Below are 23,190 nucleotides of genomic sequence, written 5' to 3'. Positions count from 1 at the left end.
ACTACTCCAACGAATCAATTATTTGATTCACTTTTTCTATAGTTAGATTTTCATAAAAAACTTTATCAACCTCAAGCATAGGTGAGCCACAACATGCTCCTTGACACTCTACTTCTTTCAGAGTTATACGACCATCTTTGGTAGTCTCTCCAGGCTTGATTCCAAGCTTTTTCTCAATATGCGTTAAGATATCATACGCACCATTTAACATGCACGAAACATTCGTGCATAAATTCAATTTGTGTCTACCCACAGGCTTTAGTTCATACATACAGTAAAATGTAGCGACTTCATAAACATCAACCTTACTAACTTGCAAGTATTCAGCAAGAGCAGTTTGCAAATCATCAGTTAAGTAGCCATCGTTTTGGTCTTGTAAAATATGCAACCCTTCTAAAATTGCAGATCTACGCTGATCTGCCGGGAACTTACTCAAAACCCTATCTATATCTTCTTTCGCTTGTGGCGATATCAAATCTACTAAAGACATCTTTTTCCTCTATCTATCTACATCACCAAACACAACATCTATTGTAGAGATAATCGCTGGAGTATCTGCCAACATATGCCCTGACAACAATTCATCCATAGCACTTATGTGAGTAAATCCTGGCGCTTTCATCTTAAGCCTATAAGGCTTGTTCGCTCCATCAGACTTAATATACACACCAAACTCGCCTTTAGGATGCTCAGTACCAACATAAACCTCTCCCTCAGGAGTACAATAACCTTCAGAAAAAAGCTTAAAATGATGGATAAGCTCTTCCATATTGTTTTTCATTGCATTTCTTTTTGGAGGCGCAACTTTGTGGTTATCTGAAAGAACTGATCCTGGATTAGCTCGCAACCAATCAACACATTGTTTGATTAACTTATTAGATTCACGCATCTCTGCCATTCTAACAAGATATCTATCATAACAATCACCATTAGCGCCAACAGGAATATCAAAATCAAGCTTGTCATATACTTCATAAGGCTGAGATTTTCTAAGATCCCAAGCAACACCACTCCCCCTCAACATCGGCCCAGTGAAACCAAGCTCAACCGCTCTTTCTGCTGTAACAACACCAATATCGACAGTTCTTTGTTTCCAAAGCCTGTTATCTGTTAAAAGCGTGTCTATCTCATCTAGAGATTTATCAAAATCAACAACAAAAGAATCTAAAAAGTCCAACATACTACCTTGTCTGTTAGCATTGATTTTTTTGGTTTTTCTTTTGCTTGTAAATCTAGTTTGCTTATATTGTGGCATTTGTGTTGGTAAATCTCTAGCAACACCTCCTGGTCTAAAATACGCAGCATGCATACGAGCACCAGAAACAGCTTCATAACAGTCAAATAAGTCTTCTCTAACCCTAAAGGCATATAGAAATACTGTCATAGCACCCAAGTCGATACCACACGCAGCAACCCAAAGCAAATGGTTAAGAATTCTTGTCATCTCGGCGAACATTACACGGATATACTGAGCTCTTTCAGGAACTTCAAGTTCTAAAAGCTTCTCGATCGCCATTACGTAAGCATGCTCATTACACATCATCGAAACATAATCTAGCCTATCCATATAACCAATACTCTGATTATATGGCTTAAACTCAGCAAGTTTCTCTGTCCCTCTATGAAGTAAGCCAACATGCGGATCAGCTCTAACAACTGTCTCTCCATCTAGCTCTAAAATAAGTCTTAGAACACCATGCGCAGCAGGATGGACTGGACCAAAATTTAGTGTATAGTTTTTATACTCTGCCATTGTTACAAACCCATAATTTTATTGATTGCGAATCACTCTTGGTGCATTGACCCTATCATCGATCTCTACAGGTTCATAGACAACCTTACCAAGATTTTCATCATAACGCATCTCCACATAACCTGTCTGAGGAAAATCCTTTCTCAGAGGGTGGCCTACAAATCCATAATCAGTAAGGACTCTACGTAAGTCTGGATGATTATTAAAATAAATCCCAAACATATCATAAACCTCTCTCTCAGCCCAATTAGCTGAAGGCCACAGATCCTCAACCGAATCAACCATAATAATTTGAGCATCTCTCAGCTTACATTTCACACGAACTCGAACATTATTAGCCATACTTAGCAACTGATAAACAATCTCGAATCTGTTATTAACATCAGCGGTCTTAAAACCTTGCTGGCGCCCTCTCGAAAAACCTGTTTGAGAGACAACCTTACCTACCTGCCAGTCTGACTGACCATAAGTTAAATAATCAACTACCGTAATGTCAGTAAGTTGCTTAAAATGATACTCTTTCTTAAGTTTTTTTAGGACAAGATGTATATCACGCTGATCCTTTATAGAGACATTAATCTCTCCATAAGAAATACGACACTCAACACCAAAGCCGTTTAATATCTTTTCTACATTATTAAAATGATCTTGTAACTTAGCATTCACGATCACTTCCTCGCTATAGTGTCTTTTCTAATAATTTTATTCTGCAACTGTATAATCCCGTAAACTAAGGCTTCTGCAGTTGGAGGACAACCAGGAACATATATATCTACAGGAACAATCCTGTCACACCCTCTCACCACAGAGTAGGAATAGTGATAGTACCCTCCACCATTTGCACACGAACCCATAGAGATTACCCACTTAGGATCCGGCATCTGATCATACACTTGACGTAGTGCCGGAGCCATCTTATTACAAAGTGTACCAGCAACGATAAGGACATCCGACTGCCTAGGAGAAGGCCTAAAAACAATACCAAACCTATCCAAATCATACCTAGCAGCACCAGCATGCATCATCTCAACCGCACAGCAAGCCAACCCTGTAGTTACAGGCCACAACGAGCCCGTACGCACCCAATTTATAAGCGCGTCAGCACTTGCAGTTATAAAACCTTTATTTTCGTTACCTATTCCCACTCCAGAGCTCCTCTCTTCCGTGCATATATTAAACCTAAAAATAGTACCACTAAAAATATAATCATCGCAAAGAAAGCGTGATCTGAAATAGCTGGCATTCCAGCACTAGCTCTCAAATTTATACCCCAAGGAATAATGAACGCTAACTCTAAATCAAACACTAAAAATAGTACCGCAATTAGATAAAAACGAACATCTAGCTTTTCCCTAGCGTCACCAAAAGTAGGAAAACCACATTCAAATGTTTCTCCTTTTGTTGCACTTGGGTTGTTAGCACCAACAATCATTGACAAAATCTTACCAATCATTGCAAATGCCACACCCAAACCAAAAGCTATTATGAGGAATATAAGTATAGGCGCAAATTGTGCGTAAATATTAGTATTCATAAGAAAGATTGATTTAAAATCACCAGTCTGACAATGATATCACAATTACATATCAATTACAAAAACCTAAAACATACATAGTAGACAAGGATGAAAGCCACAAAAACAAGAATCTTCAAACCTATTTCTATTATCATAATTATAAATATTATTAGAAATCAATTCCTGAAGATGTATCTTCATATTAAAAAAATAACGTTGACTCAAGATAGACTGATGATAAAGATTTCTCTAAAACTTTGTCTATTAATACACTTATAAACACCTTAACTCTTGATATATCGTTTACACAAAAGATAGTGTTTTATTGATATAGACAATATATAAATTGCAATAACAGCCATACTTATGTCAAAATCTAAGTAAAGTAGGAAATTAATTATGAACAAAATGTCGGGAAATAGTTACAACCTGAAAGAGTTTGGTTTTAAAGTTACTCAACCACGTGTTGAAATACTTAAGCTTTTTGAAGAAAATAAAGATAGACACCTTAGTCCTGATGATGTTTTTTCTAAGCTCAAATCTCAAGGAAGTAGTACGGGAATAGCTACAGTTTACAGAGTACTAAATCAGTTTGAATCAGCAGGAATAATAAACAAACTTAAACTCGACTCTGATCAAGTTATGTACGAACTAAATCAAGGAGATCACCACGATCATATCATATGTATTGAGTGCAATGAGATACAAGAATTTTATAATGAAAAAATAGAAAAGCTACAAAAGGAAGTCGTAAAATCAATGGGTGCAGAAATGGTGGATCACAGTTTAAACATCTATATCAAATGCTATAAAAACTGTAAAAATAAAAACAAACCATCACAATCTTAAAACAAAGCCTTATAGACTTTTTCAAATGCATAGTCAGCTGTTATCAAGCACCAACTTTTACCCCTAGAGCTATATCCTGAGTATTTAACATCCAAATCACCAAGTCCATTTAATAGTTCATTAAAGAATTGTGGTATCGTGTCCAACTTATCGCCAACCAAAGCAGTCAAAGAAAGATTTTTCTCGAATTCAAACTCATCTTCACACAAATCTATTAACTCATTATTTATAGACTGGTATGTAATATTATTAGTGTCATCAATTACAAGAATTAATTCAACATCTGTGAGATTAATAACATCAGGTGTGATGTCATACTTTCTTAAAACAGCCAGAACTTTATAAACTATATCTGATAAATCTAAACTCACCAAATTAACTTTGATTAGACTCTGCCCTCGCCTCTCAGCAATAGCTCTTACCCCCCTTGTTACAATACCTTCATTATCGTTTGTAATATAAGTACCACCACTAGCTGGATCAAATGTCGATCCTACAAATACTTTAGTACCACTTCTCATAACTGGCCAAAGTGTATCAGGATGCAAAACTTTTGCTCCAAAACCTATAAGCTCTATAGCCTCTTCAAAATTTATCTGCTTTATTACTTGTGATTTAGGTATCAATCTTGGATCAGCTTGATGTATACCCGCCACATCAGTCCAAATGTAAAGCATATCTGCACTGACCGCCTCAGCAACCAATGCAGCAGAATAATCACTTCCTCCACGACCTAGCACTACGGTTTCACCATCTAAATTTGAACCTATAAAGCCACCCATAACGTATAGCTTTCGTGAATCAGAAAAATATTTCTTTGCCTGAGACTTTATATCTTTTAACAAAGGTCTGGCCTTAATATAACTGCCATCTGCTTTTATAATTTCTCTAGCATCGATGTGTGCTGAGCTTATACCCTGTTGTTTTAGAGCATGATCGAAAATATAAGCGGAAATCCTCTCACCAAAAGACAAAATTTGTGATTGTAACCGAAACTTTGATTTATTATCAAGGTATAATTCCTGACAAAGTTTTTCAAGCTCTCTAAACAATGATGCTATCTTCTCATTTCTTGTTTGTATAATACTTTGAACAATAGGATCTACAATACAATACAAGTCTGCAAATATTTTTTTGTAAGTATAAACATCACTTTTTATAAGCTTTTCCAATAAGTTAGTAACTCCTGCTTGAGCACTGACAACAACAACTTTTATATCTTGATTATTTTTGACTATATCAACACATTTATATATTGATGCGACTGTTCCCACACTAGTTCCACCAAACTTAGCCACACCGATTTGATTTTTCATATATTTTTTTGCTAATTAATGTTGCTTTTTAATATAATGTAAATGATAATCATTATCAATATTAAATAGCAAAGATTAAAATATGAATTTACAACCTCAACAAGCCATGTTAAAAAATCAAACAATCTGGGAATCAAACGCAAGAAGCTATCCAAGAAAAAATCCTTTAGTCATAAAAAAAGCACAAGGTATTTATCTAACAGATATTGAAAATAAGAACTACATAGACTGCCTAGCAGGAGCTGGAACTATTGCTCTTGGACATAATGATCCTGAAATTACAAATGCGATATCACAAACTCTGGATAAAGGAGTCCCAATACATACATTAGACTTGCTTACAGAAGAAAAACATAGCTTTATGGAAGAGCTGCTAAATACTCTACCCCAGTCTTATCATGGCAAAACAAAAGTTCAATTTTGTAGCCCAAGTGGTTCTGATGCAGTTGAAGCAGCAATCAAACTATGCAAAACGGCAACAGGTAGAGAAAATATAATTGCTTTTCATGGTGCCTATCATGGTATGACTCATGGAACACTTTCTCTTATGGGTAATCTAGAACCAAAACAAGATATTGCCGGACTTACTCCCTATGTACATTTCCTACCCTACCCTTATTCATATCGTTGCCCTTTTGGTCTAAAAGATGAACAAAGCCTAGACGTAAATATTCAAATGATCTCTCGCTTATTAAAAGATCCTGAAAGTGGTATAAAAAAACCAGCCGCAATCATACTGGAACCCGTCCAAGGTGAAGGAGGTGTAATCCCAGCTCCTGTAAAATGGTTAAAGGCAATAAGAGAGCTAACTAAAGAGCTAGATATACCTCTAATTGTTGATGAAGTTCAGTGTGGTATTGGCAGAACGGGATACTTATATGCTTTTGAAAAAGCCGGCATTGATCCAGATGTAATTGTTCTATCTAAAGCACTTGGTGGAGGATTGCCAATATCTGTAATACTATACAAAAGTTATTTAGATACCTGGAAGCCTGGTGCTCATACAGGAACATTTCGTGGTAACGTGCTTGCAATGGCTGCAGGAAGCGTTGTTCTAAAAAGAGTAAATAATACTGCTTTCCTAGAACAAGTAAGTAAAAAAGGTAATTATCTACTAGACAAACTCCATAGCCTAAAAAACAAATATAACATTATTGGTGATGTTCGCGGTTCGGGCTTGATGATTGGTATGGAAATAGTTGATATATCTTCAAAGCCGGACTCAATCGGTAGCTTGCCTGCTGACGGAAAAAAAGCTCTAGCAATCAAAAAAACTTGTTTTGATATGGGATTAATAGTTGAGTTAGGAGGTCGCTTTGGAGGAACTATTAGACTATTACCTCCTTTAACAATAACTATCGAACAAATCAATGAAGTAGTTCAAATATTAGAAGACTCGATTAAGGAGAATATATGAGTCTAAATCTTGATAATTACTTTCTAAACAGCTCTATAGAAAGTACCAATGTATATAAACAAAGTATAAAAGATACGTTAGAAATAATCGCAGCTAACTTAAAGAGCTCTAACATTTTTAGTGGGCAAGAGGCAAGCCAACTAGAGGGACTAACTGCTCAATATAAGATAGACAAAGAACCTAAAAAGTTAGAAAGTATAATCCAGAATCAGCTTGGTGAGTTTTTTAAACATTCGCTGAATGTTAATTCTCCAACTTCTATGGCTCATTTACATTGCCCTGTAATGTTACCCTCATTAGTTGCTGAAATATTTATCTCAGCTCTAAATCAATCTATGGATTCATGGGATCAAAGCCCTATTGCCACATATATTGAACAAGCTGTTATTAACTGGTTTAGCTCTTTAATTTACAAAAATAATCCATGCTCAGATGGTATATTTACAAGTGGTGGAACTCAGTCAAACCTAATGGGACTACTTTTAGCAAGAGATCATTATTGTGAAAATGTTCTAAATCATAAAATAGCAGATTTAGGTTTGCCAAATATTGCTAATAAATTTCGTATCTTATGCACAGAAAAAACGCACTTCTCTGTGCACAAATCTCTATCGATATTGGGATTAGGTAAAAACTCAATCGAACTAATAAAAACAGATGAGAATCTTAAATTAGATGTTAAAGATTTAGCCTCAAGAATAGGCTCTCTGAAAGTACAGGACTTAATTCCGATATGTATAGTTACAACTATTGGAGATACTGACTTTGGCTGTATTGATAATATCAAGTCAATAGCAGAAATAGCAAATAAACATAACATCTGGCTTCATGCAGATGCCGCTGTTGGTGGAGCTCTAATACTTTCAAATAAACACAAAGATCGACTAGTAGGTCTTGAACTTGTTGATTCTGTAACTATTGATTTTCATAAGCTATTTTTCCAACCTGTAAGTTGTGGGGCTTTTTTCTGTAAAGATAGACAAGCATTCAAGCTTCTAAGTTACCATGCTGACTACTTAAACCCTGATGAAGATGGCTTTGATAGTATAAATTTAGTAGATAAATCGATACAAACAACTCGTAGGTTTGATGCTCTAAAAATATTTATCTCATTGCAAAATAGTGGTACTGAATTATTTGCAAAATGGATTGATCATATTATTGAGATTACAAATATAACAATTACAACTATAGAAGAAGATAATAGCCTACAACTAGCCTTTGAAGAGCAACAACACTTAAACAATCATCTAAATACAATTGTTTTTAGGTATTATGATAAAAATTTGAATTCTAACACTCTAAATTTGATTAATAGAGAGATTCATAAGCTTATATTTCATAGTGGCAAATTTGCTATAGCTCAGACAAAAATAAATAAGAATATTTACTTAAAAATCACCTTAGTTAATCCAATGATAACATCAGAACTGATAAGTGCCTGTCTCAAGCAAATAAAACACTATGGCAACTTAGTCAAAAATCAAATAGAGGCAAGCCAACAATGAATAAGTACGCAAATAGAATAACTCTAAAAAATTTTTTAAATTGTTACTACCGTGAGTTTAACAATTATGAATTATCCCGAAACAATGATGGTGGTTATAGGTTTAATATCTTTTTGAAATCTATAGATTCTAGTTTTGAAACAAATGTAAAAATTTCTCCAACATTGAAATCACCAATATGGGAGTTACCATGCTATTTAGTAAAACAAGATGAAAAAATAAAGCTCGATCCTCTTGAGGCTGTATTTTTAATTAGCAAGGAGTTAGAAAGCTCTAATGTAATTGCCTTCGATGAGTTATTAGAGAGGATAACCAACTCCGCAACAAATATTGCTCAAATATTACATTACAGAAAACACAAAATTGATGATGCCTTTGGATATGAAAACTCATTTATCACAAATGAGCAAAACCTAATAAGAGGTCATCGATTACAACCAGATCCTAAGAGTAGAGAAGGCTTTTCTAAGGAAGAGTTTGTACAATACTCTCCAGAAACAAATGGCAGATTTCAGCTTTATTATATGTATATAAGTAAAGATATTTTAGAGTCACAATCATTACTTGAAAAAAATACAGATGAGATTTTTTCAGACTTCCTGAAAAATGAGAGTATATACTATAAATCTGATAAAGATTACCAATTATTTGCTGTACATCCTTGGCAAGCAAAATACTTGGCAAAACATGATGAAATCCAAAAGTATAAAGCTCAAAAAAAGATAATAGATATTGGCATAACAGGCCCTTGGTTTTATCCAACAACCTCTGTTAGAACTGTGTACTCTCCACAAGCCAACATTATGCTGAAATTCTCGCTAAATATCGCCATAACAAATTCAGTAAGAACGAATTTGGCCAAAGAATGTAACAGAAGTTTGACGGTTCATAAACTATATACAAATCATTTACAGACTATCTTAAATAATGAGTTCCCATTCTTTAAGCTAATTACAGATCCTGCTTATTGTGCAATAAAAGTTAATAATAAAATTTTTGATCCAAGTATCTGCATTATACGCAGTGCTAACTTTAATCCTCAAGATGATATTGCATGTATTGCAAGTCTAACTGAACCCAACCCATTTAATGAAGCTACGCGTATTGGCTCATTAATTCAGTACTTCAGCGTACACAATAATATCTCTACTTATGAAGCTACTATCTACTGGTTTGAGACTTACTTAACAGTTGCTATTACCCCTATACTATGGCTGTACTCAAAATATGGTATTGCTCTTGAAGCTCATCAACAAAACTTGCTAGTCAAACTAGAGCATGGACTACCAGTTGAAAGCTACTATCGTGATAGCCAAGGATATTATTATATAAAAGATCATCCAGAACTCAAAAAAGCTAATTTTGGAAATATCAGTAGTCTATGTGAAGAATCTGAGGACTTTATAGATCATCATTTTTGCTACTATTTCGTTGTAAATCAACTTTTTTCTGTAATAGAAGCCATTACAAATACTGGCTATATTAGCGAACAAGATTTAATAAAAATAACTATAGATTTCTTAGAGGGCTTCCTAGAAAAGTATAAAACCTGCGATAAATTTATCAAAAAGATTCTAAATATAGATCAATTACCTCTAAAGGCTAATCTACGCACAAGACTTAGTGGGCTTGATGAACTACAGGCTCCTTTAACTAATCAATCTATTTATGTAAATACAAATAATCCTTTTAAGGAGGTTATATGAAAATCTATGACATTATTGGCATAGGAATTGGTCCTTTTAATCTTGGACTAGCGGCATTATTAAACGATAAACCTATCAACTGCCTTTTCTTTGATAAAAAAGATAATTTCTCTTGGCACCTCGGATTGATGATAAACTGGACAACATTACAAGTACCATTCTTAGCTGACTTAGTAACTATGGCTGATCCAACTAGTGAGTTTACTTTTCTAAATTACTTACATCAAAAAAACCGTATGTATAAATTTTACTTCAAAGAAAATTTCTTTATACCTAGACAAGAGTATAACGACTATTGCTTGTGGGTATCACAAAAGTGTAATTCTTGTAAATTTGGCTATGAAGTTATAAATATAGAGCATCAGATAGATTCCCTGAACGAGGCTTGGTGCATCACTGTAAAAGATAAAGATAATCTAGAGCAACAATACTTAACAAAGAACATTGTACTTGGGTTAGGCACATCTGCATATTTACCAAGTAAACTTCAGAATAAAGCGAACATTCACCATAGTAGTGAATATCTAAATATAAAAGATCAAGCTCTAAAAGATCAGCACATAACTCTGATAGGTTCTGGTCAAAGTGCTGGAGAGATATTTTTAGATTTGATGAAGTCAAAAGATGATTCTACAAAAATTAGCTGGCTGACTAGAAGCAAAGGCTTTTTCCCAATGGAGTATTCCAAACTTGGTCTAGAACACTTCTCACCTGATTATATTGAGTATTTTTATAACCTACCTAATTTAGAAAAGCCTAAACTTCTAAGTGAACAAGATCTACTCTATAAAGGAATTAGTGCTGAAACAATATCAGATATCTATGATGTCCTTTATGAGCAATCCATCGAAGATAAAAACAATGCTGAATTGATTGCAAACTGTGAATGCCTAAATGTTGATAACTCACAAGATAAACTTCTCTGCTCTTTTTATCATAGTCAGCAAAATCAAGAGTTCTCAATCGCAACAGATAGAGTTATTGCAGCAACCGGATATAAAGCAAATATAAATAATGTCCTCAAAAATATAGAAGCACTAATTCAACGAGATGATAGCAATAATCTCAAAATATCTCGTGATTATAAAATAATCACGCAAAATACGTCTTTAAACATTTTTGTACAAAATGCTGAGATCAACTCTCATGGTGTAGGTACTCCTGATTTAGGATTAGGGGGTTATAGAAATACTGTGATAGTAAATACCCTTCTCAACGAAGAGATATACAAAGTATCTTCTCGAACGATTTTCTCAACATTTGGTGTTCCAAGAAAATACTTAACACAAAGAGCAAATATTAAAGTCGCATAAATTACAGGAGACTATTTATATGAAAAAGGAAATAAACTACTACAAGATAGCTAGCACAAGACTATTGGAAAAGATAATTTCAGAATTTAGTTATGAAGGAATTTTTAAGCCACTACAAAAAGATATAGATCAAGAAGTATATACCTTAGAGATAAACCCAGATCTATGTTACAAATTTAAGGCTGTACAAAGAATATACGGTAACTTAACTATTGAAAAGGACTCTGTAACAAGACATGAGAGCAATAGTATGGAACCTGCTGATGATGCTATAAGACTTATCATAGATACACTACCTGTAACAAATATTGATTCTGTCACAACGGCACATTTCATAAAAGAGCTAAATAATACGATATTTGCAGATATCGCTATCTTACAAAAAGACAATATCTCAGCAAAGGACATCTATAAACTTCCATACGCTTATATAGAAGGGAACATGACTGGTCATCCCCGGTTTGTGATTAATAAAGGTCGTATTGGCTTTAATGCATCAGACTATACAAACTACGCCCCAGAGATGCAAAAAATCATCAATTTAGTGTGGATCGCCGTAAGCAAAGATTTAGTAACGTTTTCATCTGTAACAACTACTAACTATCTACAAATTACCAATAAAGAAATCAATTCAGAAACTTTAGCTAGCTTCAATAAAACTATAAAAATGAATAACAAAGACCCTAGTGATTTTTATATTTTACCTGTTCATCCATGGCAGTGGAAAAATGCTGTAATGCAACAATTCACGAAATATATAGCTGATAAAGATATTATATTTCTTGGTAAGTCAACTGATCAGCATCTAGCTATGCAATCAATAAGAACTATGTCTAATATTTCTTATCCTGAAAAACATAGTATAAAACTACCTCTAAACATACTAAATACTGCGGTTTATAGAGGTCTACCCAAAGATCAAACAATTAATGCTCCAATGCTTACACAATGGATTAAGAATATAGTCCAAAAAGATGAGTTTTTAGCTAAATATAATTTCATACTTCTAGGAGAGTTAGCTAGTGCATACTGCCATCATCCTTATCAGTCAGAAGTTCCTCAGGTACCATACTACTTCACAGAGCAGTTAGGTGCAATCTGGAGAGAAAGTATTCACACTAGACTTAAAAGTAGTGAGCAAGCTATAACAATGGCTGCTTTAACTTATGTTGATGCTAATGATAAAAGTATCATTTGCGAAATGATCAAAGAATCATCTTTAGATATTGATAAATGGCTAGAAATGTTTTTTGAAAATACTGTCCCTGCCCTACTACATTTCTTATACAAATATGGCATGGTTTTCTCTCCTCATGGAGAAAATAGTATATTAATCATAGAGGACAATCTCCCTGTTGGTCTGGCTATGAAAGATTTTGTCGATGATATAAATATATGCAAAAATCCTGTTGATGAACTCAGATCGCTTCCACAACAGGTAAAAGACGCCATTCCTCAAGTTGAAGATGATTATCTTCTGCAATTTATTCATACAGGATTATTTGTTGTTCACTATAGATATATCTCTTCGATACTAGCAGACAAACTAAACTACCCCGAACTTTACTTCTATCAAAAATTAGATGAATGTATACAAAAATATCAGACAAGCAATCCTGAGCTAAAATCTCGTTTTGAACGTTTTGATCTATATAAACCAACTTTTACAAAACTATGTCTGAATAGACTAAGAATTTTTGAAGTTGGATATAGTGATTATTCAGCAAGACCTAAGGTAATATCTACAGGTCAACTTGATAATCCTCTTTATCTTGCTCAAAGTACCAAAAATATAGATAAGGACTTATTCAAGCATAATAGAGTGTCTTTTAGAGCATTTGACTTAGAACATGATTTAGATACTATTCACTCATGGATGAATAAACCTCACGTAGCAAAGTTCTGGAACTTGAATAAATCAAAGTCAGAGCTAAAAAAACATTTTTGCAATATGCTTTCAAAGCCTAACCAAAAATTACTTATATTATCGATAGATAATTCAGAAATCGCCTATGCTGAAATTTATAACACACAGACTGATCGTATCGCTAATTATTTTTCCACTGATGATAATGAATATGGATGGCACCTGCTAATTGGCCCTGAAAAAGCTATAGGCAAAGGATATTCTAAATTACTTGTAGAAGCTCTTAGCAAATATTGCTTTGATATGCTTGGTGCTAATAATGTTATCTTTGAACCTGATGTTAGAGTGATCCCTTTTCAAAAAATCGCTCCTAAAATCGGATATTCAAATCTTGGTGAGATAGCCTTACCTGAAAAACAAGCATATCTATTTAGTTGTTCAAAGAGCTCTTTTATAGAGGGTGAAACATTATGATAGACTGTGATATTTCAAAATGGCCAATAGTTAAAATGCATTTTGGTAGCTCCCCAAGCTATAAAGATGTACTTAGCTGGTTAGACAAATGCTCTCAAATACTAAAGAAACAACAAAAATTCTTAGTAATTAGTACTTTTTCTGAACAGTATCAGTTTGAGCATAAAGCACGATTAAAACAAGCAAAATGGTTTAAAGAGTCTAAACCTGAGCTTGCTAAATGGTGTCTAGGTATGATTCGTGTCACAAATGATCCTATTATGATCAAAAAGATTAATGCTCCAGCAATGGCTAAGGGTATGCCTTTTAGCTGTATTGCTGTTGGTAATATATGCTCAGCATGGGAAAAAGCTCAACAAATTCTAATTGAAGATAACTTGATATGAAAAAACAACTTGATATAACCATTCTTTATTTAGCACAAGCTATATCACTATATTTCTGTACTTTTGGATTACCAACGATTCTACGTTCTGAAGGAGTCTCTTTAGAAAAAATAGGCCTTTTTAGTATCTTACTATTACCTTGGGTTATCAAATTCCTATGGGCTCCTTATGTAGATAGGTTATATATCAAAAAAATAGGCCGAAGAAAAAGCTGGTTTATTGTAATGCAATTTTTGACCATAAGTCTATTTTTAATATTCTCTATTTATACTCCAAAAGACTATAGCAATTATATTTTCTTATTTGCGTTTTTATTGTCCTCCATTGCAGCAACTCAAGATATAGCAATTGATGGATTTTCAATAGAACAAACAAAAGCTAAAAGCTTACAGTGGAGCAACTTTTGTAGAGTAATTGGCACTACTCTAGGTAGCATGATTGGCGGAGCATCTCTAATTGCGCTATACAAAATTTTAGGCTGGCATCAAATTACTCTATATATGACTTTGATAAGTTTATGTATTTGTGCTTATATGTTTCTCATAAGAGAAAACCATCACAATGAACAATACAAGCACCACATACCATCTCTAAAGTCTTTCTTTAGTAGAAAAGAAACCAGAATATTGTTACTTATGTGTTTGAGCTACAGAGCCTGTGAAGGTTTGGTTATGGGAATGCAATCATCATTTTTGGTAGATTCTCACATTCCGCTAACAACGATAGGCATAGTTATGGGAACTGGTAGTGCATTAATAGGTGTTTGTGGTGCAGCTGTTATTAGTTATCTCTTTAACTTTTATAAAGAAACTATTCTTTTGACAATATTGGCAGTAATCAGAGGCTTTTGCTATTTCTCTCTAGGATTTATAAGTTTTTATGGCATTGATAATCAAATATTTATCTTTGGAATTGTATTATTAAATATGGCTTCTCGACTTATGGAGATGATAGTTCTATATACTATATTCATGAAATTTAGCTCAAAAGATCAAGCAGGCACTGACTTTACGGTTTTAGTATGTGCTGAACTTCTAATCTATATACTAGGAATGTCACTTAGTGGTTTCTTAGCTGCGAATATTGGTTACTCAATGCTTTTCACACTAGGTGGTATTATTTCCATACCGGGGTATTTGATAGCATTACTATTATTACAAAAACTATTCCCTAGCGAGAGTGCTAAGCCTATTCTATTGAATAGATAATCTAATTTATTCATTTGCCATAAATGATATTGATTATCATTATCATAGTGATATTATCTAAGTTCTAATTTGTTACTCCCAATGCAATAACATTATCATGAATTCTAAAATCACAGCTCCTATAGTTATATATATACTTATTTTATTATCTTACAGCACATCTTTCTCAAACACTAATGGTCAAGAGCTTAGCTTAAATGAAGAAGCTATCATTGAACTACAGCATCAGATACGTAAATTACAAACCGATATTAGTGATATGGAAGAAAGCTCGCAAAATGCTAACCAATTAACGACATACGAATCAAGAATAACGAAGCAAGATCCTAATGATATAAATTTGGTATTTGGAGATAGTGCAAATGCTTACGAAATTAGCACTAGTATAAATTCAAATAACTCAATCATCGATTTAAGAAATAGTCCAGTTGGTGGTATTTTTGGTCACAATGGTGCTATCAACGTTGGAGATGCTCCTGCTATCACGACAAGAGGACAAGTAACATTTTTAGGAGCTTATTCAGGTAATAATAGTATACCTATAGGAATGATATCAGGCAGTCTATTCTCATCTACGGTAATCGGACAACGCAACAAATTTAATGACTATGCTATATTTTTAGGTGGAAAAATAGAAGTCGATGCTCAAGTATGGTCTGGTAGTGAAGGAATCTCAAATGGTTACACTCTCTCTGGCAATGGTCAAAATATTTCTCTGACATCCTCCACACTATACTTTTTAGCCAATGTCGGACACTACGTTACTGCTCAGTTTGATATCAGTACCAGTGAGCTTAACAATTTTGGTTTAGGTAATGCTTTTGTTATATTTGGAAACCTAGATACATCGCCACTATTTGTAACTGCTGGAAGAAGTAGGCTTTCTGTGGGTGCTTTTGGAGGTGGTGGTCCATGGACTGGTGGTATAACAGGATTTCTGGCACTAGGTAGAACAACGAATATATCATTAAACTATAAAGATGACATTCTAAATGCTAATATAGCAGTCTTTGGATCTGATGATAATCGTATAAATTTTTCAACCGGACTATTCTATGCTGAGCGTTGGACTGAGAGCCTAGCTGTTGGCTTTAATACAGGTTATGTCTTTAATATTGCTGGAGCTGGTAATGCTTCTTTTAGCAAGTTTCTGGAGAATCAAAACTCTTCAAAAGATAATATTGGCAGCTTCAACATTAATGGTAACCTTACTTACACCATAGGCGGCGGTTTTTTAAACCTAGGAACAGGTTGGGCAAGTACTACAAATAGAAAAGACTTTAACGGTAGTAATCAAAATGTCTTAGCTGGAGGTTGGTATGCTGCAGCAAACTATTCATTACAACTTGGCGGTAGAAACACAAACTTTGGCGTATCATATGGGCAAACATATAATTCTGCTAATATACCGATGTCATTACCAGCATCTCCACTGTTATTTGGCCAATCTCCATCTGGAATCAAAAACCAGCTAATTTTATCAACTCAACGTGCATATTTTGACAACAATGTCTTAATAGGCCCAGAGTATTCATATCAAAAGTTATATAACAATAAACATATGAATACTTTCACTATAGACATTGCTGTATACATGTAGTTACTAAGTTAACACTAAGCTAAAGTATTACTATTATTTAGTTTATTTTTTCTAGACATGAGAAAACTTAGTCTGGTTTTTTTGACGTTAACCACTTCCTTAACTGAATTATGTTATGCCGATGCAAGATCACAAATTATTATAGAGAATAACTGTTCAGTCCCAATATCATTCAGTATATCTCCAGGAAATAGCACTGGAAACGCCATAAATAACCAAGTATTAGATACAAATCAGTATATCAATGTTGGACAGTATACCAATGATAAATTTGTAGATTACAACTCAGCTATAGATATAAATTTCCATTCTGAGAATTTACAATATAATGGTTCAATACAATATAATCTAAAAAATGGTTGGACTATTAATAGTGCGAATTTTGATAATTTGAATGGTGATATAGCTATAGAGCATCAAAATAATGATTTTGACTATAGTTGGCATAGCTACACAACAACACTAAAATATCGTATACCTATATTTACAATTTCCGCATGTCCAAAATTCACAAGTCCACAAAATTCAAAACTCAAAGACATAGAAAGAATACTTATATTTGGAGATAGTCTAAGCGATACAGGCAACTTATATGGTTATACAAATGGAATTATCCCAAGATCAACTCCTTATTATAGAGGTATGTTTTCTAATGGCTCAGTTTGGACAACGATGTTAAGTGGAACTCTAGAAAATAAAATCCCAATCAGTAATTATGCTGTTGGAGGAGCTACTGCTGTCTTTGAGCCATCTTGGACAGATCTTGGCCTACCCTATACAATAGGTACTGAGCTTCAAGCATATTCTCTAGATGATGGAGCTCACGATACCAATAAAAATCTAGCAATATTTTTTATTGGTGCGAATGACTATTTAACAATATCAGCCAATCAAGACCCTAGCTTACTCAAGAATATTGCTAGCGAGGTTACTGACAAGATTATAGCAGCTATCAAAACTGTGAATGCACAAAAAACTCTAGTTATAGGACTGCCTAATCTAGGATTGACACCAGAGTCAAAAAATATAGGAAACCAAAACCTCTTAAAAGAAGTATCTTCGCTACATAACCAAATTCTAAAACAGTTTGCTGAAAATCAGACTAATATAGATTTTGTAGATATGAATCCAATATTCGAGATGCTTGTTAATGATACTGATAATTTCAACAAAAAATATCACACTTCGATAAACCCAAACAAAACCAACCAAAGTTGTTGGAGTGGTGGTTATTTCTCTTATAATCCAGATGGTCAAAATCCAAAAGATTTTTATGAAAACCTATTAAGAAGCAACTCCAAGCCCGTTCTACTTCAAGAGTCTGAGAATATTTCATCAGGAGAGCTAGATATGAGTAAAATTCCTCTGACTCCAGATATTACTAGTGCAATTTTAGCTGCTGAAACTGGTAAATTATGTGATAATCCTCAAGAATATATATTCTGGGATGGTGTCCATCCAACCTATCAAGTGCATAAAGCGCTATTTGAATATATCGCTAACGAGTATTTAGGAATAAATATATAGATAGAAGACTTAATCGAAATAGCCACCAGCAACAAAACGATCAATAAAATGTTGGCTAAAGTGCATTTTATTCAATTTAACATTTTCCAAAAGTTGTTGGTATTGGCCTGACTTAAAAATATAATCAAGGACATAAAAAACATTTCCCTTACCAACTACCTTTTCAACCTTTTCTTCAAACTTAGAAAAGTCCGTTTTCTCATCAATATAATCATCTAATAAAGAACAAAGCTTATCTATAGTTTTCTCATCAGCTCTGTCAAAGTATTTTGCAACCTCATAATGAAACTCATACTTACTATCATGAAAAAATGGGTATACATTTCCTTTCCAAGCAACTTTATAACTATCATCAACATAGTCACTACTCAAAACATTTAGCTTCATAAGATGATAGTAAAACTTATTTGTATTCATTTGATTTTCCTATTTTATTTATTAAGCTCTTCTTGAACTATCTGGTTAACTTGCTTAGGATTTGCCTTGCCTTTACTAGCTTTCATAGCCTGACCTACGAAAAAGCCCATAAGCTTAGTTTTACCAGCTTTAAAGTCAGCAGCTTGTTGAGGGTTCGCAGCAATTATACCTTGAACTAGCTCTCTTATTGCACTCTCATCTGATACTTGTTTCAAACCTAGTTTCTCGATAATATTAGCAACAGATGTAGCTGACTCAATATATTCTGCTATGACTTTCTTAGCACTCGCTTGTGAGATAACATCTTTTTGGACATTATCAATAATCTCTAATAGAATCTCAGCAGGGATTATATCTGCTGAAAACTCTTTTTCCGCTCTATTAAGAGTTGATATTAGATCAACTGTTATCCAGTTATACGCCGGCTTATAACCTATCACAGTCGCTACCTGATCATAGTAATCTGCTATCTCAAGATTTGATAATAAAAACTCAACTTCTTGATCAGCTAAATGCTCACGATAGGCTGCTTCACGCTCTTCTGGCTTGAGTGGCATCTGCTTTTTGATACTTTCGATATATTCATCAGTTATTACCAACGGTAATAAATCTGGATCTGGGAAATAACGATAATCAAAAGCATCCTCTTTTGCACGCATTGAACGTGTTTCATTTGCATCAGCATCATATAGACGAGTTTCTTGAACAACTTCTCCTCCAGACTCTAGCACAGCTATTTGACGAGCATATTCATACTCAATCGCTTTATCAATAAATCTAAAAGAGTTTATGTTTTTAAGTTCTGCCCGAGTACCAAACTTATCTTGGCCTTGTGGTCTAATTGACAAGTTGACATCACATCTAAACGAGCCTTCTTGCATATTACCATCACATATACCCAAATGTTTGACTAGCTGATGAAGCTTCTTAAGATAAGAAACCACCTCTTCAGATGACCTAAAATCAGGATATGTAACTATTTCTAAAAGTGGTGTACCCGCACGGTTATAATCTAATCCTGTCTCGCCAGCTACATAACCATGAACTGATTTCCCAGCATCTTCTTCTAGATGAGCTCGCTCAATTCTGATAGTTTTGGTTCCATTAGAAGTTTCAATCTCTAGATTACCCTCTTGTACTATTGGATTATGAGATTGACTAATCTGGTAGCCTTTTGGTAAATCTGGATAAAAGTAATTCTTACGTGCGAAGAAACTATCCTTTGATATTTTAGCATCTACAGCTAAACCAAATATAACAGCTTTACGAATAGCTTCTTTATTTACTACAGGCAAAGTTCCCGGCAAACCTAAATCTAAAAATGCAGCCTGAGTATTTTGATGCTGCCCATATTTTGTTGCAGAAGTCGAAAACAGCTTAGATTTAGTACTTAACTGAATATGGACCTCTAGCCCTATCACCATTTCCCAATTCACTATTAAATCCTCGCTTGTTCTAAAATAAATTCTTCAATACCATAACTATTTTGATATTGTGTGACCATTTGTGTCAAAACATTATCATTAAATGCTTTAGCCATGAACTGACCACCAACAGGTAAATCATTAGCAAAACCAATCGGAAAAGCTATTGCTGGTAGACCTGATATATTAGCTGGTATAGTATAAATATCTGATAGATATGCCGAAACAGGATCTAACTTATCGCCTTTTTTGAAAGCTTCACTTGGAGCTGCAGGCATAAATACAACATCAACTTGCTCAAATATTTGATTAATTTGATCAGTCATCACCTTACGTAGCTGTTGAGCCTTATTATAATAAGAGTCATACTGACTTGATGCTAACACATAGTTACCTATCATAATTCTACGTTTAACCTCTTCACCAAAACCATCAGTACGAGATTTTCTGTATAATTCATCTAAGTCTCTAGCTTCTGGGTTACGGTAGCCATATCTAATACCATCATATCTAGCTAGGTTAGCAGCTGCTTCTGCTGGTGTTATGATATAGTAAGTTGAAAGAGCCTCTTTTAAGTCAGGGACCTTAACTGACTTTATTTCGGCTCCTAGCTTTTTGAAATTATCAAGAGTTTTTGACACAGCTTCTTGTATTTGTGCTGGCAGGTCTTTGATCAAACTTTCATCAACACCAATTACTTTACCTGAGATATCTTTCTCTAAGTCTTGTGTAAAATGATTTTCTTTTACACCAACACAGGTAGAATCATACTGACACTCTCCAGAGATAGTATCCAACATAATAGCTACATCTTCTGCATAATGTCCAAAGATACCTGCTTGATCAAAAGATGATGCGAAGGCTACCATACCAAATCTTGAAGTACTTCCATAAGTTGGCTTCATAGCTGTTAGACCACAAAAACTCGCTGGTTGTCTCACAGATCCACCTGTATCTGAACCTGTGCTGACAGGAGCAAAGCCTGCAGCAACCGCAGCTGCTGAGCCACCTGAAGATCCTCCCGGTACTCTCTCCAAGTCCCAAGGATTACTAACAGCTCCATAATAGCTATGCTCATTAGTTGAGCCCATAGCGAACTCATCCATATTTAACTTACCAAGTGTTACCATACCTTGATCTTTACAGTTTTTTGTAACTGTTGAATCATATGGAGCTACGAAGTTATCTAACATCTTAGAAGCTGCTGTTGTTTTGATACCTTTTGTACAAAAAAGATCTTTATGCAAAATAGGTATACCAGTCAACAAACTTTGCTTACCTGCAGAAATAATAGCATCAGCATTTTCTGCTTCTTTTAGTGCCTCTGCTTCACATAGTGTAATTACAGAGTTTATGGTTTTATCTTGGTCTTTTATTTTTGCTAGATATTGCTTAGTCAGCTCAACTGTTGTGACTTCACCACTATCTAACCTTGCTCTCAATTTTTTAATATATGACATTGCTCACCCTATTTAACAACCTGTGGCACCATAAAATAATCATCAACTACTTCACAAGCAAATTTATCAAAACTTGCTCGATTATCTTGATCTTGAGGAATATCTTCACGAAATTTAAAATCAACACTAATTGGAGAAACCATCGGCGTAACTCCATTAGCATCAAAATTCTTGACGGCATCAAGAATCTCACAAATATTGGTAAGATCTTGAGTATATTGCTCTAACTGCTGCTCATTCAAATCAAAACAAGATAGCTTAGCAATATGTTTTACTAGTTTTTTATCCATTTAAACACCTAAATAAATCATTAGAAACAAATACTCCTAAATTATAGAATACTCATAATGATAAAGAAAGATATACGACTACTATTTTATATTAGATGGTTGGTTCTGAATTTGTTCTTTTATCGTTGCTGGCTTGAGCACCGGTTCACTTTTTTTGACACCTATATGTAGCTGACTACTGTTTAGATTTATAGGGAAACCATTATATCTACGCCATAACTCATAACCCAGACTAACATCATTAAGCAATACCCAACCATGTACTTTGGTACCTAACCTTAATACATCTGGCGATGGCCAATCTCTACTTCCGCTTTGCTTAACAAATATTTTAAACTGTCCTTGAGCATTATTTTGAGGAGAAATGAATATAACCTCTCCTTCAAAAGTACCTATAGCGACTTGTGGCCAACCACTAAACTGAACTGCTGGCCATCCCTCAAATTGTAGCATTACCTTATCACCAACTTTGACAAGAGGAACATCCATACTATTGATCCACAACTCAACTATTCTAGACTTACTCTCTGGCACAATTGTCGCTAGCACATCAGTATCTTTTACAATCACTCCACCCATACCATGGATACGATCCATTATTACCCCATCAGTAGGCGCTTTAACTAATCGACTTTGTTGACGAGCTATCTGGACCTTAACTTTTGCTAGATCCACATTAAGCTTTGATAATTCTTGTGTGTAATTAACCATCTCCATCTGAGCTTGCTCATATATCCTCTGAGTACTCGCCCCTTTATCTATAAGATACTTATGTCTTTCGATATTGTTTTGAGTATTTTTAATAGCCAGCTTAACAGATTTAACACCTAACTCTATCGCTGCTTTTTCTTCTTCTAAGCGTGAGACAACCTCAGGATCAAGATCTAGTACCTCAACAATAGGATCTCCTTTTTTAACAGCATCGCCCTCAAACACATACCACTTGCCTAATCTACCACCTATTGGAGCAGAAATATTTTGTTGACGTTCAGACGGTGATAAGGTTGTCACATCTCCATAACCATCAACAGTTTGCTGCCAAGGAATAATAGCCAAGATAACACCAACTGCTATGATGCTTAATAAAACTAAAAATATAATCTTTTTAAAACTAGGATCTTTCCTAAGCATTTCAGATGATTTTAACTGCATAATAAGT

General features: G+C 34.3%; 21 protein-coding genes. 10 read left to right on the top strand and 11 right to left on the bottom strand.

Annotated features, from left to right (window positions below):
- Window position 1 precedes the first annotated feature (1 nt).
- From F0R75_RS09515 to ndhC, 5 genes are read right to left on the bottom strand one after another with little or no spacing between them, the layout of a single operon-like run.
- Entirely contained in the window at window positions 2-490 is a 489-nt protein-coding gene (locus tag F0R75_RS09515) for an NADH-quinone oxidoreductase subunit NuoE family protein (protein WP_149368891.1), read from the bottom strand.
- A gap of 9 nt (window positions 491-499) precedes the next feature.
- A complete protein-coding gene (locus tag F0R75_RS09510) occupies window positions 500-1,753 on the bottom strand; it encodes an NADH-quinone oxidoreductase subunit D (protein ID WP_013922308.1) in 1,254 nt (417 codons plus the stop codon).
- Window positions 1,754-1,771: 18 nt separating this feature from the next.
- Window positions 1,772-2,419, bottom strand: a complete 648-nt coding sequence (locus F0R75_RS09505) for an NADH-quinone oxidoreductase subunit C (protein ID WP_187985979.1) — start codon at window positions 2,417-2,419, stop codon at window positions 1,772-1,774.
- Window positions 2,420-2,421: 2 nt separating this feature from the next.
- Complete coding sequence (locus F0R75_RS09500) at window positions 2,422-2,898, bottom strand: NuoB/complex I 20 kDa subunit family protein (RefSeq protein ID WP_003017394.1); 477 nt, start codon at window positions 2,896-2,898, stop codon at window positions 2,422-2,424.
- Window positions 2,889-3,287: an NADH-quinone oxidoreductase subunit A gene (ndhC, locus tag F0R75_RS09495; RefSeq protein WP_149368893.1), complete on the bottom strand. Its 399-nt coding sequence runs from the start codon at window positions 3,285-3,287 to the stop codon at window positions 2,889-2,891. The genes F0R75_RS09500 and ndhC overlap by 10 nt, the downstream gene beginning before the upstream one ends.
- A 390-nt stretch (window positions 3,288-3,677) precedes the next feature.
- Here ndhC and F0R75_RS09490 point away from each other — a divergent pair, with 390 nt between their 5' ends.
- Window positions 3,678-4,118 carry a Fur family transcriptional regulator gene (locus F0R75_RS09490; RefSeq protein WP_146420975.1) on the top strand — a complete coding sequence of 147 codons (441 nt, stop codon included), beginning with the start codon at window positions 3,678-3,680 and terminating at the stop codon, window positions 4,116-4,118.
- Here F0R75_RS09490 and F0R75_RS09485 read toward each other — a convergent pair.
- Complete coding sequence (locus F0R75_RS09485; RefSeq protein ID WP_149368894.1) at window positions 4,115-5,434, bottom strand: aspartate kinase; 1,320 nt, start codon at window positions 5,432-5,434, stop codon at window positions 4,115-4,117. The genes F0R75_RS09490 and F0R75_RS09485 overlap by 4 nt on opposite strands.
- A gap of 82 nt (window positions 5,435-5,516) precedes the next feature.
- Between F0R75_RS09485 and F0R75_RS09480 the strand changes: the two genes are divergently transcribed.
- The 9 genes from F0R75_RS09480 to F0R75_RS09440 all read left to right on the top strand — a co-directional run bounded on the left by F0R75_RS09480 (window position 5,517) and on the right by F0R75_RS09440 (window position 18,440).
- The gene (locus tag F0R75_RS09480; RefSeq protein ID WP_149368895.1) at window positions 5,517-6,851 is read left to right on the top strand and encodes a diaminobutyrate--2-oxoglutarate transaminase family protein; all 1,335 of its coding nucleotides are present in this window, start codon (window positions 5,517-5,519) and stop codon (window positions 6,849-6,851) included.
- Window positions 6,848-8,359, top strand: a complete 1,512-nt coding sequence (locus tag F0R75_RS09475) for a pyridoxal phosphate-dependent decarboxylase family protein (RefSeq protein WP_149368896.1) — start codon at window positions 6,848-6,850, stop codon at window positions 8,357-8,359. The genes F0R75_RS09480 and F0R75_RS09475 overlap by 4 nt, the downstream gene beginning before the upstream one ends.
- The gene (locus tag F0R75_RS09470) at window positions 8,356-10,065 is read left to right on the top strand and encodes an IucA/IucC family protein (RefSeq protein ID WP_146420926.1); all 1,710 of its coding nucleotides are present in this window, start codon (window positions 8,356-8,358) and stop codon (window positions 10,063-10,065) included. The genes F0R75_RS09475 and F0R75_RS09470 overlap by 4 nt, the downstream gene beginning before the upstream one ends.
- Window positions 10,062-11,378 (top strand): lysine N(6)-hydroxylase/L-ornithine N(5)-oxygenase family protein, encoded by a 1,317-nt coding sequence (locus F0R75_RS09465; protein WP_149377293.1) that lies wholly within the window; start codon window positions 10,062-10,064, stop codon window positions 11,376-11,378. The genes F0R75_RS09470 and F0R75_RS09465 overlap by 4 nt, the downstream gene beginning before the upstream one ends.
- A gap of 19 nt (window positions 11,379-11,397) precedes the next feature.
- On the top strand, window positions 11,398-13,719 hold the full coding sequence (locus F0R75_RS09460) for a GNAT family N-acetyltransferase (protein WP_149368898.1): 2,322 nt from the start codon (window positions 11,398-11,400) through the stop codon (window positions 13,717-13,719).
- The gene (locus F0R75_RS09455) at window positions 13,716-14,105 is read left to right on the top strand and encodes a hypothetical protein (protein WP_146420929.1); all 390 of its coding nucleotides are present in this window, start codon (window positions 13,716-13,718) and stop codon (window positions 14,103-14,105) included. Before F0R75_RS09460 ends, F0R75_RS09455 begins: the two co-directional genes overlap by 4 nt.
- Complete coding sequence (locus F0R75_RS09450; protein ID WP_146420930.1) at window positions 14,102-15,313, top strand: MFS transporter; 1,212 nt, start codon at window positions 14,102-14,104, stop codon at window positions 15,311-15,313. Before F0R75_RS09455 ends, F0R75_RS09450 begins: the two co-directional genes overlap by 4 nt.
- A gap of 97 nt (window positions 15,314-15,410) precedes the next feature.
- Window positions 15,411-16,913 (top strand): rhizoferrin import outer membrane protein FslE, encoded by a 1,503-nt coding sequence (fslE, locus tag F0R75_RS09445; protein WP_149377292.1) that lies wholly within the window; start codon window positions 15,411-15,413, stop codon window positions 16,911-16,913.
- A gap of 57 nt (window positions 16,914-16,970) precedes the next feature.
- Window positions 16,971-18,440: an SGNH/GDSL hydrolase family protein gene (locus tag F0R75_RS09440; RefSeq protein WP_146420932.1), complete on the top strand. Its 1,470-nt coding sequence runs from the start codon at window positions 16,971-16,973 to the stop codon at window positions 18,438-18,440.
- Window positions 18,441-18,449: 9 nt separating this feature from the next.
- Here the strand turns inward: F0R75_RS09440 and F0R75_RS09435 are convergent, their stop codons facing one another.
- The 5 genes from F0R75_RS09435 to F0R75_RS09415 all read right to left on the bottom strand — a co-directional run bounded on the left by F0R75_RS09435 (window position 18,450) and on the right by F0R75_RS09415 (window position 23,183).
- Complete coding sequence (locus F0R75_RS09435; RefSeq protein ID WP_013922293.1) at window positions 18,450-18,857, bottom strand: hypothetical protein; 408 nt, start codon at window positions 18,855-18,857, stop codon at window positions 18,450-18,452.
- 14 nt (window positions 18,858-18,871) lie between these two features.
- Window positions 18,872-20,293 (bottom strand): Asp-tRNA(Asn)/Glu-tRNA(Gln) amidotransferase subunit GatB, encoded by a 1,422-nt coding sequence (gene gatB / locus F0R75_RS09430; RefSeq protein WP_149368899.1) that lies wholly within the window; start codon window positions 20,291-20,293, stop codon window positions 18,872-18,874.
- Between the two features lie 2 nt (window positions 20,294-20,295).
- Window positions 20,296-21,741: an Asp-tRNA(Asn)/Glu-tRNA(Gln) amidotransferase subunit GatA gene (gatA, locus tag F0R75_RS09425; RefSeq protein ID WP_149368900.1), complete on the bottom strand. Its 1,446-nt coding sequence runs from the start codon at window positions 21,739-21,741 to the stop codon at window positions 20,296-20,298.
- Window positions 21,742-21,749: 8 nt separating this feature from the next.
- Window positions 21,750-22,031, bottom strand: a complete 282-nt coding sequence (gatC, locus tag F0R75_RS09420) for an Asp-tRNA(Asn)/Glu-tRNA(Gln) amidotransferase subunit GatC (protein WP_013922290.1) — start codon at window positions 22,029-22,031, stop codon at window positions 21,750-21,752.
- 81 nt (window positions 22,032-22,112) lie between these two features.
- Window positions 22,113-23,183: an HlyD family secretion protein gene (locus F0R75_RS09415; protein ID WP_013922289.1), complete on the bottom strand. Its 1,071-nt coding sequence runs from the start codon at window positions 23,181-23,183 to the stop codon at window positions 22,113-22,115.
- Window positions 23,184-23,190 lie beyond the last annotated feature (7 nt).

Source organism: Francisella marina (assembly GCF_008369785.1).
Taxonomy (GTDB): Bacteria; Pseudomonadota; Gammaproteobacteria; order Francisellales; family Francisellaceae; genus Francisella; species Francisella salimarina.
The sequence above is the reverse complement of the archived record's forward strand: the minus strand, read 5'-3'. Positions and strand labels throughout refer to the sequence as shown.

Bases quoted from the DNA above. Each gene is read 5' to 3' on its own strand.
- gatC (WP_013922290.1), bottom strand. From the start codon at position 22,031: ATGGATAAAAAACTAGTAAAACATATTGCTAAGCTATCTTGTTTTGAT.
- F0R75_RS09475 (WP_149368896.1), top strand. From the start codon at position 6,848: ATGAGTCTAAATCTTGATAATTACTTTCTAAACAGCTCTATAGAAAGT.
- gatA (WP_149368900.1), bottom strand. From the start codon at position 21,741: ATGTCATATATTAAAAAATTGAGAGCAAGGTTAGATAGTGGTGAAGTC.
- F0R75_RS09435 (WP_013922293.1), bottom strand. From the start codon at position 18,857: ATGAATACAAATAAGTTTTACTATCATCTTATGAAGCTAAATGTTTTG.
- F0R75_RS09485 (WP_149368894.1), bottom strand. From the start codon at position 5,434: ATGAAAAATCAAATCGGTGTGGCTAAGTTTGGTGGAACTAGTGTGGGA.
- F0R75_RS09450 (WP_146420930.1), top strand. From the start codon at position 14,102: ATGAAAAAACAACTTGATATAACCATTCTTTATTTAGCACAAGCTATA.
- F0R75_RS09515 (WP_149368891.1), bottom strand. From the start codon at position 490: ATGTCTTTAGTAGATTTGATATCGCCACAAGCGAAAGAAGATATAGAT.
- ndhC (WP_149368893.1), bottom strand. From the start codon at position 3,287: ATGAATACTAATATTTACGCACAATTTGCGCCTATACTTATATTCCTC.
- F0R75_RS09440 (WP_146420932.1), top strand. From the start codon at position 16,971: ATGAGAAAACTTAGTCTGGTTTTTTTGACGTTAACCACTTCCTTAACT.
- F0R75_RS09510 (WP_013922308.1), bottom strand. From the start codon at position 1,753: ATGGCAGAGTATAAAAACTATACACTAAATTTTGGTCCAGTCCATCCT.
- fslE (WP_149377292.1), top strand. From the start codon at position 15,411: ATGAATTCTAAAATCACAGCTCCTATAGTTATATATATACTTATTTTA.
- F0R75_RS09455 (WP_146420929.1), top strand. From the start codon at position 13,716: ATGATAGACTGTGATATTTCAAAATGGCCAATAGTTAAAATGCATTTT.
- F0R75_RS09480 (WP_149368895.1), top strand. From the start codon at position 5,517: ATGAATTTACAACCTCAACAAGCCATGTTAAAAAATCAAACAATCTGG.
- F0R75_RS09470 (WP_146420926.1), top strand. From the start codon at position 8,356: ATGAATAAGTACGCAAATAGAATAACTCTAAAAAATTTTTTAAATTGT.
- F0R75_RS09415 (WP_013922289.1), bottom strand. From the start codon at position 23,183: ATGCAGTTAAAATCATCTGAAATGCTTAGGAAAGATCCTAGTTTTAAA.
- F0R75_RS09460 (WP_149368898.1), top strand. From the start codon at position 11,398: ATGAAAAAGGAAATAAACTACTACAAGATAGCTAGCACAAGACTATTG.
- F0R75_RS09490 (WP_146420975.1), top strand. From the start codon at position 3,678: ATGTCGGGAAATAGTTACAACCTGAAAGAGTTTGGTTTTAAAGTTACT.
- F0R75_RS09465 (WP_149377293.1), top strand. From the start codon at position 10,062: ATGAAAATCTATGACATTATTGGCATAGGAATTGGTCCTTTTAATCTT.